Source organism: Clostridium arbusti SL206 (assembly GCF_000246895.1).
Taxonomy (GTDB): domain Bacteria; phylum Bacillota; class Clostridia; order Clostridiales; family Clostridiaceae; genus Clostridium_I; species Clostridium_I arbusti.
In genome coordinates, this window is record NZ_BAEV01000096.1 from 1 (window position 1) to 15176 (window position 15176).

Consider the following 15176-nt stretch of genomic DNA (forward strand, 5'->3'; position numbering starts at 1 on the left):
TATAACACATAATACTTACAGAAAATAATACTAATATTGCACCATTTATTTTAGTTAATATTATCCATGAAATAGCAATTCCTATAAAAGCTATTATACATATATTTATTTTTTTTATTAAGTACATAAATGATAATTTCAGCATATCTTTTTTCTTTAGATAAAATCTTGATATTATAGGGAAAATATATATTCCTAAGGCAAAGCATATAACAAGAATAATAGTTGGAATAATTTTTAGAAAATATAAATTAGAATTATTGTTAAACATTATAATATCAATCCAAGCTATGATTAAAATGATTATGCCTATACTCCAAAACAACAATGAATCAAAAAAATTCACCTTATATGCTTTAAAAAATTCTCTCGTAATATTAATATCTTTTTCTCTGGTAAGCTTGCCCATTACGCTAAGTAATGCAGTAAGTGCAGGACCCATTGGTAATAAAGACAAAATTAAAAGTAAATTCACATGATAATAACCATTTAATTCCATTGGTAAAGTCATAAATATAAAGGGAATATTCATCAGCCAAAAATAAAAGTTTCCTAATAAAAACCACCATATATAATATGAAGCAGTGTAAATAGTACTATCTCCAAACTCTCTTTTTTTATTCATAGTTATCTCCATTTTATTATATTTTTATTTTAGCAACTATTTAAATTATTAAGGAATGTAACCCTTTACTTTTATTATAGCATAAGTTTTGTTTTTCCCTATACCATTTATAATAATATTAATCTTAAAGTCGCAATTGTACAAAAAAAGTATGAATGATACATTTGAAAATATATTTGTTTATTCTAATTTAGTTTCACTTCGTAATTTTATATATTGAGATGGAGTCATTCCTGCATTCTTCTTAAAAAATCTACTAAAATAATATGGATCACCAATTCCTACAAGGTAACCCACTTCGGAAATTTTAATAGGAGTTGTATCAAACAATTCTTTAGCCTTAGTAATTCTTATAGTATTTAAGTAATTTAATATAGTATAACCTGTAATATTTTGAAAAGTTCTATTAAGATAATCATAATTTGATTCGAATAATTGTTCTATATCTTCTCTAGTAATTTTATTCATAAAGTAATTATTAAGATAATTTAATAGTTTTCTAGATTTAATAAAAGCTTTTGAAAAATGTTTCTCATTAGTATCTATTTTGCTAGAAATATAATCTCTACTTATTTTTATCAATATTTTTAAAAGATTTATGGATGCAATTTTTTTATAACCTTCATATTTCTTATAAAAATCATTATCTGCATTTATAAGTAGTGGAATAATTTCATTTTCACTTTCGTAATGATAAAATTTTGGTAAATAAAAAATATGGGAGACATCTTCGTATTTACTAAAATGATCACTAGCAAGAGCGTGCTTTCTATTTTCAATAAGTTTGTTTAAAATTTCAGCACAAGATTTACCTTTAGATTGTTCAATATTTGGATGCTTAAAATGGAAATAGTAATAATGACAGATGGATTCTTTAAATCCATAATGTTTAATATTGGGTTCTAGTATTAGTAAGTCGCCTTTTTTCAGACAGTATTCAGTAGTTCCTTCTTTTATATACAATTCGCCACTTTTTACAATATATAATAAATATTCATCTATAGTTCTTGTGAAATGCTTCCAGGGTTTATTATAGGATACATGACCAATTAGCCGCACTGACGGAATAATATCTGCATTTAGAGTTAATAATTTCATTTTATCCTCCTTATTTTTAAAGTAGCAATCGTACAAAAAAAGTATGAATTTTCCATTTATTATTATTGTATTACGAATTAAAATTAAATCAAGTAGTAGATAAGAATATCAATTTAGGTAGAGTAATCGTATACATATATAGTAAGAAATATAACTTGTACTAATCTTCAAGACACCTAAATTAAAGGATTTTTTTAAGTAAATAGTATAATTGTAACTATTAAGTAATCGTTTAACAAATGTATTGGATATATACATTCATAATAATATTTTATAAGATGTATACATTTATTTAGTAAATAATTAAGCTTACTATGTAAACGCTTTATGAATTTAATATTATTATATTACAAATTAAAACAAAATCAAGTAGTAAATTTATATTATTAATTCAAGCAGAATAACCATATATTTATATTGCAATAGGTAATTATAAATTATATGAGTTTTGAGAATGTCTAAATTAAGAATTTGTTTATAGTAGTAGATGTTGAGTAATCGTTTAATTAAGTAATAGCAAATTAATATTTAATAAGATATATACATTTATATAATGAATAATTAAATTTATTATGTAAACGTTCTATAAAGTATATAAATTTATATTAAAAGAAAAGGAGGTAAATTATTATAAGATGTTCATTAAATTTAAATAATTTATACAAAATAGGGGGTAAAGTTATGTTGAAAAGGAATAATAGTCTAATAATGAGAATTGCAGCTTTAAGTTTAGCTGTCTTCACAGTATCTACAATTTTTACGGGCTGCGGATCATCAAGTGATACAAAAGTTAAAGATACATCAAAAGCAGCTACAACACCATATGGTAAGTACGATCAAGAAGTCGTTTATAGCATAGGTAAATCTACACCTGGAAGTCCTCGTCTTCCAAAGGGTGATACCTACGAGAATAATGCATATACGCGTTATTTAAAAAAGGTATTAAACGTTCAAAACAAGGATGCTTTTGAAGCAGAAAATGGAGATTCATATAAACAGAAAGTGTCTATGGCAATAGCATCAGGAGATATTCCCGATATTATGCAAGTTGATGCCGCAACTTTAAAACAGTTAGTAGATAGTGATATGGTTGAGGATTTAACTGATGTTTATAAAAAAAATACAACTAATACAATTAAAAAAGATTATGCCTCTTATGGTAATGCACCATTAGAGAGTGCTACTTTTGATGGAAAACTTATGGCATTACCATCTACTCAATGCGCTAATACCCCAACAATGCTTTGGCTTAGGCAGGATTGGATGGATAAATTAGGATTAAAGGCACCAAAGACCATGGATGATGTTGAAAATATTTTAAATGAATTCGTAACAAAAGATCCTGGAGGAAATGGAAAAGGGAAAACAATCGGATTAGCAGCTTCTCCAACTATTGGTGGAGCATACGCAAGTCTGTATCAAATGGATAATGTTTTAGCACTTTATAATGCTTTCCCGAAACAATGGATTAAGGAAAACGGAAAAGTTGTTTATGGTTCTACTACAGCTAATATGAAAAAAGGTTTAGAAAAAGTAGCAGATTTATATAAAAAGGGTTTGATTGATCCTCAATTAGCTGCAAGAAAAGGAGACGATGTTACATCTCTTATTGTAAATGGTCAGGCGGGTGCATTTTTTGGACCTTGGTGGTCTCCGGATTATCCTTTAAATGATGCGAAAAAATTAAATGTAAATGCAAAATGGATGCCTTATATTGCACCAGTTAATAGTGATGGTACAGTTACAGCATATACACAAAATACAGCAGGTGATTATTTTGTTGTTCGCAAGGGATTCAAACATCCAGAATTACTGCCCAAAATATTAAGTGTTCTTAGTGATAAGTTAGTATATCAAGACTATTTAGAACCAGAGATATTGAATTATAATAAAATAGGTGTTGATTCAGGTGTAACACCAGTAGGTATTCTTGTTAATGATAACAGTGCAACAACAGATATGTATAAAAACATGAATTTAGCTTTACAGGGTAAAAAAAATCCTGAATCTCTTGGAGCTGATAAGGCAAATTATGAAAAATGTCAAGATTATTTAAAGAATCCTGATGCTCCTAGTGCTGATGCATGGAGTGGATATACTTCAAGAATTATTGCACCAAAATTAATGGAAGATACAAAAGTAAATGAAGTAAAACCAGTGTTTTTTGGGCAGACATCAACTAGTAAGTTAAAAGGTGCTAATTTACAGACGCTTCAAGATGAGACATTTTTGAAAATTGTAACGGGGCAAGAACCTATAAGCGATTTTGACAAATTTGTGGCAACGTGGAAAAGTACGGGTGGAGATCAAATAACCAAAGAAGTAGAAGAAGCAATTAAAAAATAAGTTTTAATTTTGAAATGGGTGTAAGCAATAATTCCATCCATTTCTCTCTTTATCCTAAGTAATGTAGGTTGTGCAGTAAAATTACAAGAAAGTAGGGAATTTTATGAAAAAAAGAAAAGATCAATTAAGTTATCATTTAATGCTTACACCAGGTATGATTTTCTTAATCTTGTTCAGTTTTATTCCTATGCTTGGTATCATTATGGCATTTCAAAATTATATACCGGCTAAGGGTATACTGGGTTCTCCGTGGGTTGGCTTAGAAAATTTTAAATATATGCTTGAAATTCCGGATAGTGCGAGAATTCTTGGAAATACATTGATAATCGCTATTGGTAAAATTGTTCTTGGTACAATTATTCCTATTACATTTGCATTACTTTTAAATGAAATACGTTTAATGTGGGCTAAAAAAACTATTCAAACAATTGTATATCTACCACATTTTTTATCATGGGCAGTTTTAGCAGCAGTAGTTGTTAATATTTTTGATCTTAATGGTCCAATAAATGGGCTTCTAGGTCTATTTGGAATAAAGTCAACCATGTTTTTGGTAAGTAATCATTGGTTTAGACCAATTTTAATTGGTACAGATGTATGGAAAGAATTTGGATATGGATCAATTGTATATCTTGCGGCATTAACAGGAATTGACCCAGGATTATATGAAGCAGCTTCTATTGATGGTGCTAATCGACTTAAGCAGCTAGTACATGTAACTTTACCGGGAATTATGCCTATTATTATGCTTATGATTGCTATGAATTTAGGAAATATTTTAAATGCTGGATTTGATCAGGTATTTAACTTATATAATCCAATTGTATATCAAACCGGGGATATCATCGATACCTATGTATATCGTGTTGGTTTAGTAGGAATGCAGTATAGTTTTGCAACAGCAGTAGGTTTATTAAAATCAGTAGTAGGATGCATATTATTATTATCTGCCAATAAATTATCTAAGAAGTTAGCAAACATGCAAATATTCTAAACTAATACTTTAGAGGAGGAATTATTATGTTAAAATCAAAAAGTTTTCAAAGTAGATTGGCAGATATTTGTATATGGATTGTTATTCTGATCTTCACAGTAATTTGTCTTTTCCCACTAATTAATATGGTTGCTATCTCTTTTAGCAGTAAATCAGCTGCAGCAGCTAATAGAGTAGGGCTCCTTCCAATTGGATTTACACTTGATTCTTATAAAAGCTTATTGAAAGAAACACAATTCTGGCGTTCCTTTGGTATATCTGTAGAGAGAGTTGTTATTGGTACAGCTCTGAATTTAATATTATCAATTTTAATGGCATATCCTTTATCAAGGACAAAACGGGAATTTAAATCAAGAAGTATTTATATGAATCTTATGGTATTCTCCATGCTATTTTCTGGTGGTATGGTACCTATCTTTATTACAATTAAAAATTTGCATTTACTTGATACTATTTGGTCTTTAGTTTTACCTGGTGCTGTTAATGTCTTTAATACAATTTTATTGATGAATTTTTTCAGAAGTGTACCAAAATCATTAGAGGAAGCAGCAGAAATTGACGGATGTAGTAAGTGGAAAATCTTATTTCAGATTTATCTTCCTATTTCTCTTCCAGCATTAGCTACAATTGCACTTTTTAGTATAGTAGGTCACTGGAATGATTTTTTTGGAGGATTATTATATATAAACAAAGCAGCAAATTATCCATTACAAACATATATACAACAATTAAATGTAGATGTTACTAAGATTACAAATGCATCACAATTACAAAGTGTTGCAGATATTTCTAATAAAACATTGAACTCGGCAAAAATTGTTATATCAACTATTCCATTATTAATAATCTATCCGTTTTTACAGAAGTATTTTGTAAAAGGCATGGTTATTGGTTCTGTAAAAGAGTAGGAAGGTTATAGAGTGTAGTTAAATAATTTTTATAACGAAAGGTAGGAAATGAAATGAATCAAGAAAAAATTTGGTGGAAAGAAAGTGTTGTATATCAAATATATCCAAGAAGTTTTAAAGATAGCAATGGAGATGGAATTGGGGATTTAAAAGGTATTATTGAAAAATTAGATTATTTAAAAGATTTAGGGGTCACGATGCTATGGTTATCACCTGTATATAAATCACCGAATGAAGATAATGGATATGATATTAGTGACTATCAAGATATAATGGACGATTTTGGAACTATGAAGGATTTTGATGAACTACTTAGTGAAGCTCATAAAAGAGGAATTAAGATCATCATGGATTTAGTTGTAAATCACACTTCAGATGAACATAAATGGTTTATAGAAAGCAAAAAATCTATGGATAATCCATATCGTGAATATTATATCTGGAGAAAAGGTAAAGATGCTGCAGAACCAAATAACTGGGGCTCGTGGTTTGGTGGAAGAGCATGGGAATATGATAAGAAAAGCGATATGTACTATCTGCATATCTTTGCAAAAAAACAGCCAGACTTGAATTGGGATAATCCGAAAGTTCGAGATGAAGTATTTAATATGATGACATGGTGGCTTGATAAAGGCATCGATGGTTTTCGTATGGATGTTATAAGTCTTATTTCTAAGGTCAAGGGATTACCAGATGGGGATACTCATGGTGGGGTATATGGAGATCTAGCACCTTATTGCATTCATGGACCTCATGTTCATGATTATTTAAAAGAGATGAACGAAAGGGTATTATCTAAATATGATATTATGACTGTTGGTGAAGCAACTGGGGTTACCATAGAAGAAGCAAAAAAATATGCAGGATATGATAGTAGAGAATTAAATACAGTATTTCAATTTGAACATATGGATTTAACTAATGGAGAGTACGGAAAATGGAGTAATAAGAAATTCTCACTTGTAGAGCTTAAAAAAGTTTTTGATAAATGGCAAAAAGGATTAAAAGGGAAAGTATGGAATTGTCTGTTTTGGAGTAATCATGACCAGCCAAGAGCAGTATCACGTTTCGGAGATGATTCACCTGAATATAGAGAAGTCTCTGCAAAAATGATTGGAACTTGTCTTCATATGCTACAAGGTACTCCTTATGTGTATCAGGGAGAAGAATTGGGAATGACTAATGTAAAGTTTAAATCTCTTGATGAATATAGAGATATTGAAACAATTAATAGTTACAATGAAAATGTTTACGATAAGGGATTGGAGCCAGAGATTATGATGGATTATATCTATCATGTAAGCCGTGATAATGCCAGAACACCTATGCAGTGGGATGATACAGAAAATGCTGGTTTTACAGAAGGAACTCCATGGATAAAAGTTAATGATAATTATGAAGAGATTAATGCAAAGACTCAAGTAAATGACGAAAATTCTGTTTATAATTACTATAAGAAGTTAATTTCTCTTCGTAAAGAGTATGAAATTATCATATATGGTGACTACGAATTATTATTACCAGAGGACAAAAATATCTATGCCTATATAAGAAACTTAAATAATGAGAAATTATTGGTAATATGCAATTTTTCCAAGTATATTATGGATTTTGAAGTACCAAAAGAATTAAAGGGAAAAGAAGCAGAAATGTTAATATCAAATTATCCTGAAGAAAAAATTGTGGACAATATCAGCTTAAGACCTTACGAAACAAGAGTATACAAGTATTAAATTAATAGAATGTCGTAAAGAAAGGATATATGAATAGAATTAGAGGATGGTTGAAAGAAAGCATAAGCATATTAAATAAATATATCCATGTGGTTTTTATGAAAGCAAAAGAAGCTGAATAATTTATTTTATTCAGCTTCTTTTAGATAATATGGATTAAAAATTTTAAGTAAATAATTTCTCATAATAAGTATAGACATTTATGGGAAAAGGGTGTATTATAAAAATAAGTTAAACGTTTACTAAATGAGGTGAATAGTATGGTATCCATATTTAATAAGCCAACAATAAAAGATGTAGCCAAAAAATCAAATGTATCTGTAGCCACTGTTTCCAGAATATTAAATAATCTGGAGGGTTATTCTGAAGCAACTCGTAAAAAAGTTATGCAGGTAGTTGATGAAATTGGTTATCAAAGAAATGATGTTGCTAGAAATTTAAAAATAAAGAGTACTCATACTATTGGGGTGTTACTTCCTAATGTTAGCACTAATTTTTATATGGAGATTCTAACAGGAATAGAAGAGTCTGCACATGTTAAAGGCTATAGTGTGATAATATGCAATGCAGGAGATAATGGTAAAAGAACTGAGGAATATGTGAGGGTGATGATAGAAAGACAAATAGATGGAATAATTGTATGTAGTTTGCCACCTGAAAAGAGTCTTATAAAAAAGATAATAGGAGTTAATATTCCAGTGGTTCTTGTCTCTACAGTATATAATGGATACTCTATACCATATATAAAAGTGGATGATTATAAAGCGTCCTATGCTGCTGTAGAATACTTAATCAAAAGTGGCCATAAAAAGATAGCTATGATAGGTGGACCAAAAGAGGATTCAATAGCTGGTTTCCCACGTTTAAAAGGTTTTACTCAGGCCTTAAAGGATAATAAACTCAATGCAGAAGAAAGTCTTATAAAAAACTATGGTTTTAGTTTTCAGGATGGTATTACAAGTATGGAGGAACTTCTAAGGGAAAAGGAAGAATTTACAGCAATTTTTGCTGCTTGTGATGATAGTGCAGTTGGAGCTCTTTCAGTAGCGCATAACAGAGGATTAAAAGTACCCGAGGATATTTCTATTATTGGTTATGATAATACAAAGGTAGCCGAAATGGCTTATCCACCTCTAACTACATTGGCACAGCCATTTTATGAAATGGGAGAGAAGGCGGTGGAAATGCTCATTAAAAGGATAAGCTTAGAAGATGAGGTTCAAAATGTAATTATGCCTTTTAAAATAATTAAGAGAGATACTGTAAAAAGAACATAGTAAATTTTTGTTCTTTGTGTAAACGATTAATCATAAATAAGTTTAAAGCAAAGTGTTACTTTAAATATATTATATTGAAACTAGGGTTAAAGTAGTTTTACATAATAATATAGTACATCAAAGAAAACTATTATCTCAATTATGTATAATATAAATTAATGTGATTATACTCAATTAATTGTATACTTTACGTAAACGATTAACATACATAACTAGTACTAGTTTTAATAAAGTTAAAAGGTTAGTAATAGTAAATTTTCTTATATAAAAAATCTTATATTTATATAAAATATGGGGAGGGTAAAAATGAATAAAAAATTAAAATTACTAATAACTTTAGGTACAACTCTAATAATGGGTTCAACATTATTAGCAGGATGCAGTACAAGTTCTGCTGATAATGGAAAAGTGCAATTAGAAGTATTCTCAACTAAGCCTGAAAACAAAAATATTCTTCAATCAATGATTAATGATTTTAACAAACAAAATCCTAATATTAATGTTACACTTTCTGCACCGGCGGATGCAGCAACAGTTTTAAAGACAAGACTTACAAAAAATGATGTGCCTGATGTGATGAGTTTAGGTGGAGATGCTAGCAATTACGGTCAACTTGTAGATGCAGATATGCTTTCTGATTTAACTAATGAAAGTTTCACAAAACAGGTTGATAAAGCTTATATTCATATGTTAAGTGAATTAAAAGAAAAACAGGACAATAAAGTTTATGCTATACCCTATGCTACAAATGCAAGTGGTGTTATATACAATAAAGATTTGTTTGCAAAACTTGAATTAAAGGTACCTAAAACTTGGGATGAGCTTATGGCGGTATGTAAACAGATTAAAGCTAGTGGAGGAACACCATTTTACTTAACATTAAAAGATTCTTGGACAGGAATGAATCTATGGAATACTTTAACTAGTAATTTAGAGCCTACTAATTTTGAGAAAAATAGAAAAGAGAATAAAACTACTTTCGCAGCTACTCACGGAGAAATAACAGATAAAATGCTGCAAATAGGAAACAATGCTGAAAAGGATATTTTAGGTGTATCCTATGATGATGGTAATTCGGACTTTTCACAGGGGAAAGCCTTTATGTATGTACAGGGAAATTGGGCTATTAGTGAAATTAAAAAGGGCAACCCTAATATTAAATTAGGAATGTTCCCATTACCTGCTAGAAATGATCCATCCAAAAATAATGTAACATCAGGTGTTGACGTAGCATTTGCTATATCCAAACAATCTAATCATCAGACCGAGGCAAAAAAATTTATAGAATATATGCTTGAAAAACAAAATGTTGATAGATATATAAAAAATCAGTTTGCCTTTTCCGCTGTTAAAGGTGTAGAACAACAGGATAAAAGTGTTACAGAGATTCAGAAGAGTTTAACTGACGGAAAAATTGTAGGATTTCCTGATCATTATTATCCACTAGCTTTTGATGGAGCAAGTTTGGTTCAAGGTTTATATAGTAAAAAAAGTAAAATTGAATTTCTAAAAAAATTAGATATAGAATATGACAAAGCTAACAATAGATAAAAATGCTGCAGAATGAGTTTTTAGACTATGATAATTTATTAAATGTACTAATGCAAAAAATAATTATATGTAAATTTTTACAATAGGAAGGTGAAAAAATTGAAAAGTAAAAAAGCTTTTTATTTTATGACTATACCTGCAGTTGTATTATTTTTTATATTTCATACAATGGCACTTTTTAAAGGTATATTTTATAGTTTTACTAATTATAAGGGATTTGGAAGTTGGACTTTTGTAGGACTTAAAAATTACATTTCGGTATTTCATGATAGTAATGTTTTAAGTGCATATGTATTTACATTTAAGTTTGCCATTTTAACTACTATTATAGTAAATATAGTTAGTCTTTTAATAGCTGTAGGATTAAATTCAAAAATTAAGTTTAAGAATACATTAAAAGCAGTATATTTTATACCTAATATACTAGGGGCTTTAATAGTAGCCTTTATATTTAATTTTGTATTTGCACATGTAATACCTAATATAGGACAATCGCTAAATATGGCAGCACTTAGCAAGAATATTTTAGGAGATGCAAATCTTGCATGGATTGGAATTGTATTTGTTGCCGCATGGCAAGCTATTGCATTTAATACAATAATATATATATCAGGGCTTCAAACTATTGATACTGAGGTATATGAAGCTTGTGAAATTGATGGTGCTAATAGCTGGCATAGATTTAAAGATATAATATTTCCTCTTATAGCTCCATTTTTTACTATAAATATGGTTTTATGTATGAAGAATTTTTTAATGGTATTTGATCAAGTAGTTGCAATGACTGGTGGAGGACCAGGGGGGGCCACTCAATCTATATCTTATGTTATATATAATGGTGGGTTTAATCAGGGAAGCTTTGCTTATCAATCTGCTAATGCAGTTATATATTTTGTTGTAATTGTAGCTATATCACTATTTCAGCTTAGAGTGCTTGAAAAAAGGGAGGAGAGGGTATTATGAAGAAAAAAAGTATAAATTGGGTTTCAACTACAATACTGATAATTGTTGCCTTGGTAACTATTGTATTGCCATTATATGTTACAGTTTTAATAGCTATAAAATCACCAAGCGAAATGATTCCAAATGCACTATCATTACCGAAAACATTACATTTTGAAAACTTTTCACAGGCTATTAAAATGACAAACTTTTTTTCAGCGTTAAAGAATAGTCTTATAATAACAGTATCTGTATTGATTTTAACAATACTTTCGAATTCTTTAGTTGCCTATGCTATAGCTAGAAATAGACACAAAAAATTCTTTAGTGGTTTATATTACTATTTTGTAAGTGCTATGTTTGTACCATTTCCAATAATAATGCTGCCACTTGTTAAACAGGTAAGTAGTGTTCATATGGACAATATAATTGGAATCATATTTGTATATGCTGTTTTCGGTTTACCTTTTAATATTTTTCTATATACAGGTTATATTAAATCTATTCCTAAGTCATTGGAAGAGGCTGCAATAATAGATGGAGCTACAACATTTCAAGTGTTTAGACATGTAATATTTCCACTATTAAAACCTATAAATGCAACTGTTGCCATAACTACTTGTTTGTGGACATGGAATGATTTTTTGATGCCACTTATACTTCTAAGCAAAGAAAGTATGGCTACACTACCTTTAGTTCAATATGTATTTAAATCACAATTTGCCACTAATTATAACTTAGCTTTTGCTTCATATCTATTAGCATTATTACCACTGCTTATAGTTTATATATTTGCACAGAGATGGATTCGAGATGGTATTACTACTGGAGCTGTAAAATAGAAAGGGGATTGATAAAATGAATAAAACATGGTGGAAAGAGGGAGTAGTTTATCAAATATATCCAAGGAGTTTTAAGGATTCCAATGGAGATGGAATAGGAGATTTAAAAGGTATCATAGAAAAACTGGATTACTTAAAAAATTTAGGTGTTAACATTATATGGTTGTGTCCAATTTATAAATCACCAAATGATGATAATGGATATGATATAAGCGATTATAGAAATATAATGGATGAATTTGGAACTAAAGAAGATTTTGATCAATTACTTAAAGAAATTCATTCAAGAGGTCTTAAATTAATAATGGATTTGGTAGTAAATCACACCTCTGATGAACATAATTGGTTTGCAGAAAGCAGAAAGTCCAAGGACAATGAATATAGAGATTATTATATATGGAAAGATGGAAAAGGTGATAATCCACCAAATAACTGGGGCTCATTTTTTAGTGGATCTACTTGGAAATATGATGAGACTACAAAACAATATTATCTTCACCTATTTTCCACAAAACAACCAGATTTAAATTGGGAAAATAAAAAAGTTCGTAATGAAGTGTATGATATGATGAAATTCTGGCTGGATCAAGGTATAGATGGTTTCAGAATGGATGTTATAAATTTAATTTCAAAGGTACCGGGTCTTCCAGAGGGTGAAAAGTCAGAGGGAGCACTATATGGAAATGGTTTTCCTTTTACTGCTAATGGACCAAGGGTACATGAATATTTACAGGAGATGAATAAAGAAGTACTTAGTAAGTACGATATTATGACAGTAGGAGAAACTCCTGGAGTTAATCCTGAAATTGCAAAGCTTTATGTAAATAATAATAGAAATGAATTGAATATGTTATTTCAATTTGAACTTATGGATATAGATTCTGGAGTTAAAGATAAATGGGATATTGCACCATGGAAATTAACAACTTTTAAAGCCATAATGTATAAATGGTATGTTGGATTAAAAGATAAAGGATGGAATTCATTATTCCTAAATAATCACGATCAGCCAAGAATGGTATCTCGTTTTGGTAATGATGAAAAATATAGAGTAGAATCTGCTAAAATGCTAGCTACATTTCTTCATACTTGGCAGGGAACACCGTATATATACCAAGGCGAAGAAATTGGAATGACCAATGTAAAATTTAAGGATATAAAAGATTACAGAGATATTGAAATTATAAATATGTTTAAGGAAAAATCAGCACAGGGAATAGATAAAGATATACTAATGAATGCCATATATGCAAAGGGTCGAGATAATGCCAGAACACCTGTACAATGGGATTCATCTGATAATGCAGGATTCACAGAAGGAGAGCCTTGGATTGCTGTAAATTCAAATTACAAAGAAGTAAATGTTGAGAAAGCATTAGAAGACAAAAATTCTATATTTTACTATTATCAAAAGCTCATTAAACTTAGGAAAGAAAATGAAATAATAGTATATGGCGATTTAGAAATTCTAGATAAAGAAAATGAAAATATATTTGCTTATACCAGAAGTTATAATGGTGAAAAGCTTATTGTCATACTTAATTTTTATGAAGGAAGCCCTGAATTTAAGCTTAATGAGAATTTTGAAAATGAGAAAATTCAACTATTGATAAGCAATTATGATGTAGAGGATAATGGTGTAAATAATATAGTATTAAAACCTTATGAAGCAAGAGTATATAAGATTAGCTAATTTGTATTTAATAAGGCATATGTAAGTAAATAACAAACTAGTATACTGACTAGTTTGTTATTTACTTACATATGCCTAAAATAAGGATAAATTTCATTTGTTAATAAGATGCAGTAGAAATATTATAAAAAAACTTTAACTAATTATTCAAAAAACTAGTAGATAATTGAGCGAAATTTACAATTGATAATAGAAATAACTCAATGTTATAATTAAAAGCATGATGTTGTTTCTAAAACGATACCATTATGTTTATCAGATGACTAGTGGCTTGTAATACTATAACAGCTGCATGTCTATGGATAATTTATCGTAAAATTCATTGATGGTAATATAAATTTAAGAAAATACTAAGTATTGGAGTGAATAATTAATGGCAAAAGAATATGTTATAGGAATAGATTTAGGGGGAACTAAAATCTGTGGAGCATTATCAGACGTGGATGGAGATGTATTAAGTCAGCATACAATTGCTACTAATGCTTTTGAAGGTGAAGAAGCAGTACTTGGAAGAGTAATCAGTGTTATTGAAAAAATATTGAGCGATGGAGATAAGAAACCGGAAGAGATTAAAGCTATAGGCATAGGTTCTCCAGGGCCACTGGATGCTGAAAAGGGAATAATAATAACCACACCAAATCTTCCATTTAAGAATTTTAAATTGGTAGCTCCTATAAAAGAAAAATTTGGAGTGCCTACTTATCTTGATAATGATGGAAATGTAGGAGCAATTGGTGAATTCATATTTGGTGCAGGTCAAGGTACAAAGAATATGATTTTTATAACAGTAAGTACTGGAATTGGAGGAGGCGCTATATTAAATGGACAAGTGTATAGGGGTAACACCTGTAATGCTCTTGAAATAGGACATATGACTCTTGAAAAAGATGGGCCAAGATGTAACTGTGGAAATTATGGTTGTGCAGAGGCACTTGCATCAGGAACTGCTATAGGCAAAAGGGCAAAAGAAGCAATTTTAAATGGGGAAGATACAATATTAAAAACCTATGAAAATGTAACTTCCTATGAGACATTTCAAGCAGCAAAGAAGGGTGATGCAGTAGCTTCAAAGATTCTGGATACTAGCCTTAATTATTTAGGTATATGTGTTGCTAACATGATAACAATATTTGATCCAGAAATAGTTATTATCGGCGGAGGAGTATC

Annotated in this window: 12 protein-coding genes; 10 read left to right on the forward strand and 2 right to left on the reverse strand. The window is 29.5% G+C overall.

The features are described from left to right. Positions 1 to 625 (reverse strand): DUF624 domain-containing protein (locus RH99_RS14655; RefSeq protein ID WP_010239832.1); only part of this gene is annotated, 625 nt, incomplete at its 3' end. 180 nt (positions 626 to 805) lie between these two features. Then, positions 806 to 1723 (reverse strand): AraC family transcriptional regulator, encoded by a 918-nt coding sequence (locus RH99_RS14660; protein WP_010239834.1) that lies wholly within the window; start codon positions 1721 to 1723, stop codon positions 806 to 808. Between the two features lie 681 nt (positions 1724 to 2404). Between RH99_RS14660 and RH99_RS14665 the strand changes: the two genes are divergently transcribed. From RH99_RS14665 to RH99_RS14710, 10 genes are all read left to right on the forward strand, one after another. Further along, positions 2405 to 4069, forward strand: a complete 1665-nt coding sequence (locus RH99_RS14665) for an extracellular solute-binding protein (RefSeq protein WP_010239836.1) — start codon at positions 2405 to 2407, stop codon at positions 4067 to 4069. A gap of 103 nt (positions 4070 to 4172) precedes the next feature. Then, on the forward strand, positions 4173 to 5063 hold the full coding sequence (locus RH99_RS14670; protein ID WP_010239838.1) for an ABC transporter permease: 891 nt from the start codon (positions 4173 to 4175) through the stop codon (positions 5061 to 5063). 26 nt (positions 5064 to 5089) lie between these two features. Then, on the forward strand, positions 5090 to 5971 hold the full coding sequence (locus tag RH99_RS14675; protein WP_010239840.1) for a carbohydrate ABC transporter permease: 882 nt from the start codon (positions 5090 to 5092) through the stop codon (positions 5969 to 5971). Between the two features lie 53 nt (positions 5972 to 6024). Further along, positions 6025 to 7704, forward strand: a complete 1680-nt coding sequence (locus RH99_RS14680) for a glycoside hydrolase family 13 protein (RefSeq protein ID WP_010239842.1) — start codon at positions 6025 to 6027, stop codon at positions 7702 to 7704. A gap of 260 nt (positions 7705 to 7964) precedes the next feature. Continuing rightward, positions 7965 to 8981: a LacI family DNA-binding transcriptional regulator gene (locus RH99_RS14685; RefSeq protein ID WP_010239844.1), complete on the forward strand. Its 1017-nt coding sequence runs from the start codon at positions 7965 to 7967 to the stop codon at positions 8979 to 8981. A gap of 306 nt (positions 8982 to 9287) precedes the next feature. Further along, the gene (locus tag RH99_RS14690) at positions 9288 to 10532 is read left to right on the forward strand and encodes an ABC transporter substrate-binding protein (protein WP_010239847.1); all 1245 of its coding nucleotides are present in this window, start codon (positions 9288 to 9290) and stop codon (positions 10530 to 10532) included. Positions 10533 to 10631: 99 nt separating this feature from the next. Then, positions 10632 to 11495, forward strand: coding sequence for a carbohydrate ABC transporter permease (locus RH99_RS14695; protein ID WP_010239849.1), 864 nt, complete (start codon positions 10632 to 10634; stop codon positions 11493 to 11495). Next, positions 11492 to 12316: a carbohydrate ABC transporter permease gene (locus RH99_RS14700; RefSeq protein ID WP_010239851.1), complete on the forward strand. Its 825-nt coding sequence runs from the start codon at positions 11492 to 11494 to the stop codon at positions 12314 to 12316. The genes RH99_RS14695 and RH99_RS14700 overlap by 4 nt, the downstream gene beginning before the upstream one ends. Positions 12317 to 12332: 16 nt before the next feature. Beyond that, the gene (locus RH99_RS14705) at positions 12333 to 14009 is read left to right on the forward strand and encodes a glycoside hydrolase family 13 protein (RefSeq protein ID WP_010239854.1); all 1677 of its coding nucleotides are present in this window, start codon (positions 12333 to 12335) and stop codon (positions 14007 to 14009) included. Positions 14010 to 14382: 373 nt separating this feature from the next. Further along, a partial coding sequence (locus RH99_RS14710) for an ROK family protein (RefSeq protein WP_010239856.1) occupies positions 14383 to 15176 on the forward strand: 794 nt, incomplete at its 3' end.

Coding starts and splice junctions, on each gene's coding strand:
- RH99_RS14660 (WP_010239834.1), bottom strand. CDS start 1,723: ATGAAATTATTAACTCTAAATGCAGATATTATTCCGTCAGTGCGGCTA.
- RH99_RS14665 (WP_010239836.1), top strand. CDS start 2,405: ATGTTGAAAAGGAATAATAGTCTAATAATGAGAATTGCAGCTTTAAGT.
- RH99_RS14670 (WP_010239838.1), top strand. CDS start 4,173: ATGAAAAAAAGAAAAGATCAATTAAGTTATCATTTAATGCTTACACCA.
- RH99_RS14675 (WP_010239840.1), top strand. CDS start 5,090: ATGTTAAAATCAAAAAGTTTTCAAAGTAGATTGGCAGATATTTGTATA.
- RH99_RS14680 (WP_010239842.1), top strand. CDS start 6,025: ATGAATCAAGAAAAAATTTGGTGGAAAGAAAGTGTTGTATATCAAATA.
- RH99_RS14685 (WP_010239844.1), top strand. CDS start 7,965: ATGGTATCCATATTTAATAAGCCAACAATAAAAGATGTAGCCAAAAAA.
- RH99_RS14690 (WP_010239847.1), top strand. CDS start 9,288: ATGAATAAAAAATTAAAATTACTAATAACTTTAGGTACAACTCTAATA.
- RH99_RS14700 (WP_010239851.1), top strand. CDS start 11,492: ATGAAGAAAAAAAGTATAAATTGGGTTTCAACTACAATACTGATAATT.
- RH99_RS14705 (WP_010239854.1), top strand. CDS start 12,333: ATGAATAAAACATGGTGGAAAGAGGGAGTAGTTTATCAAATATATCCA.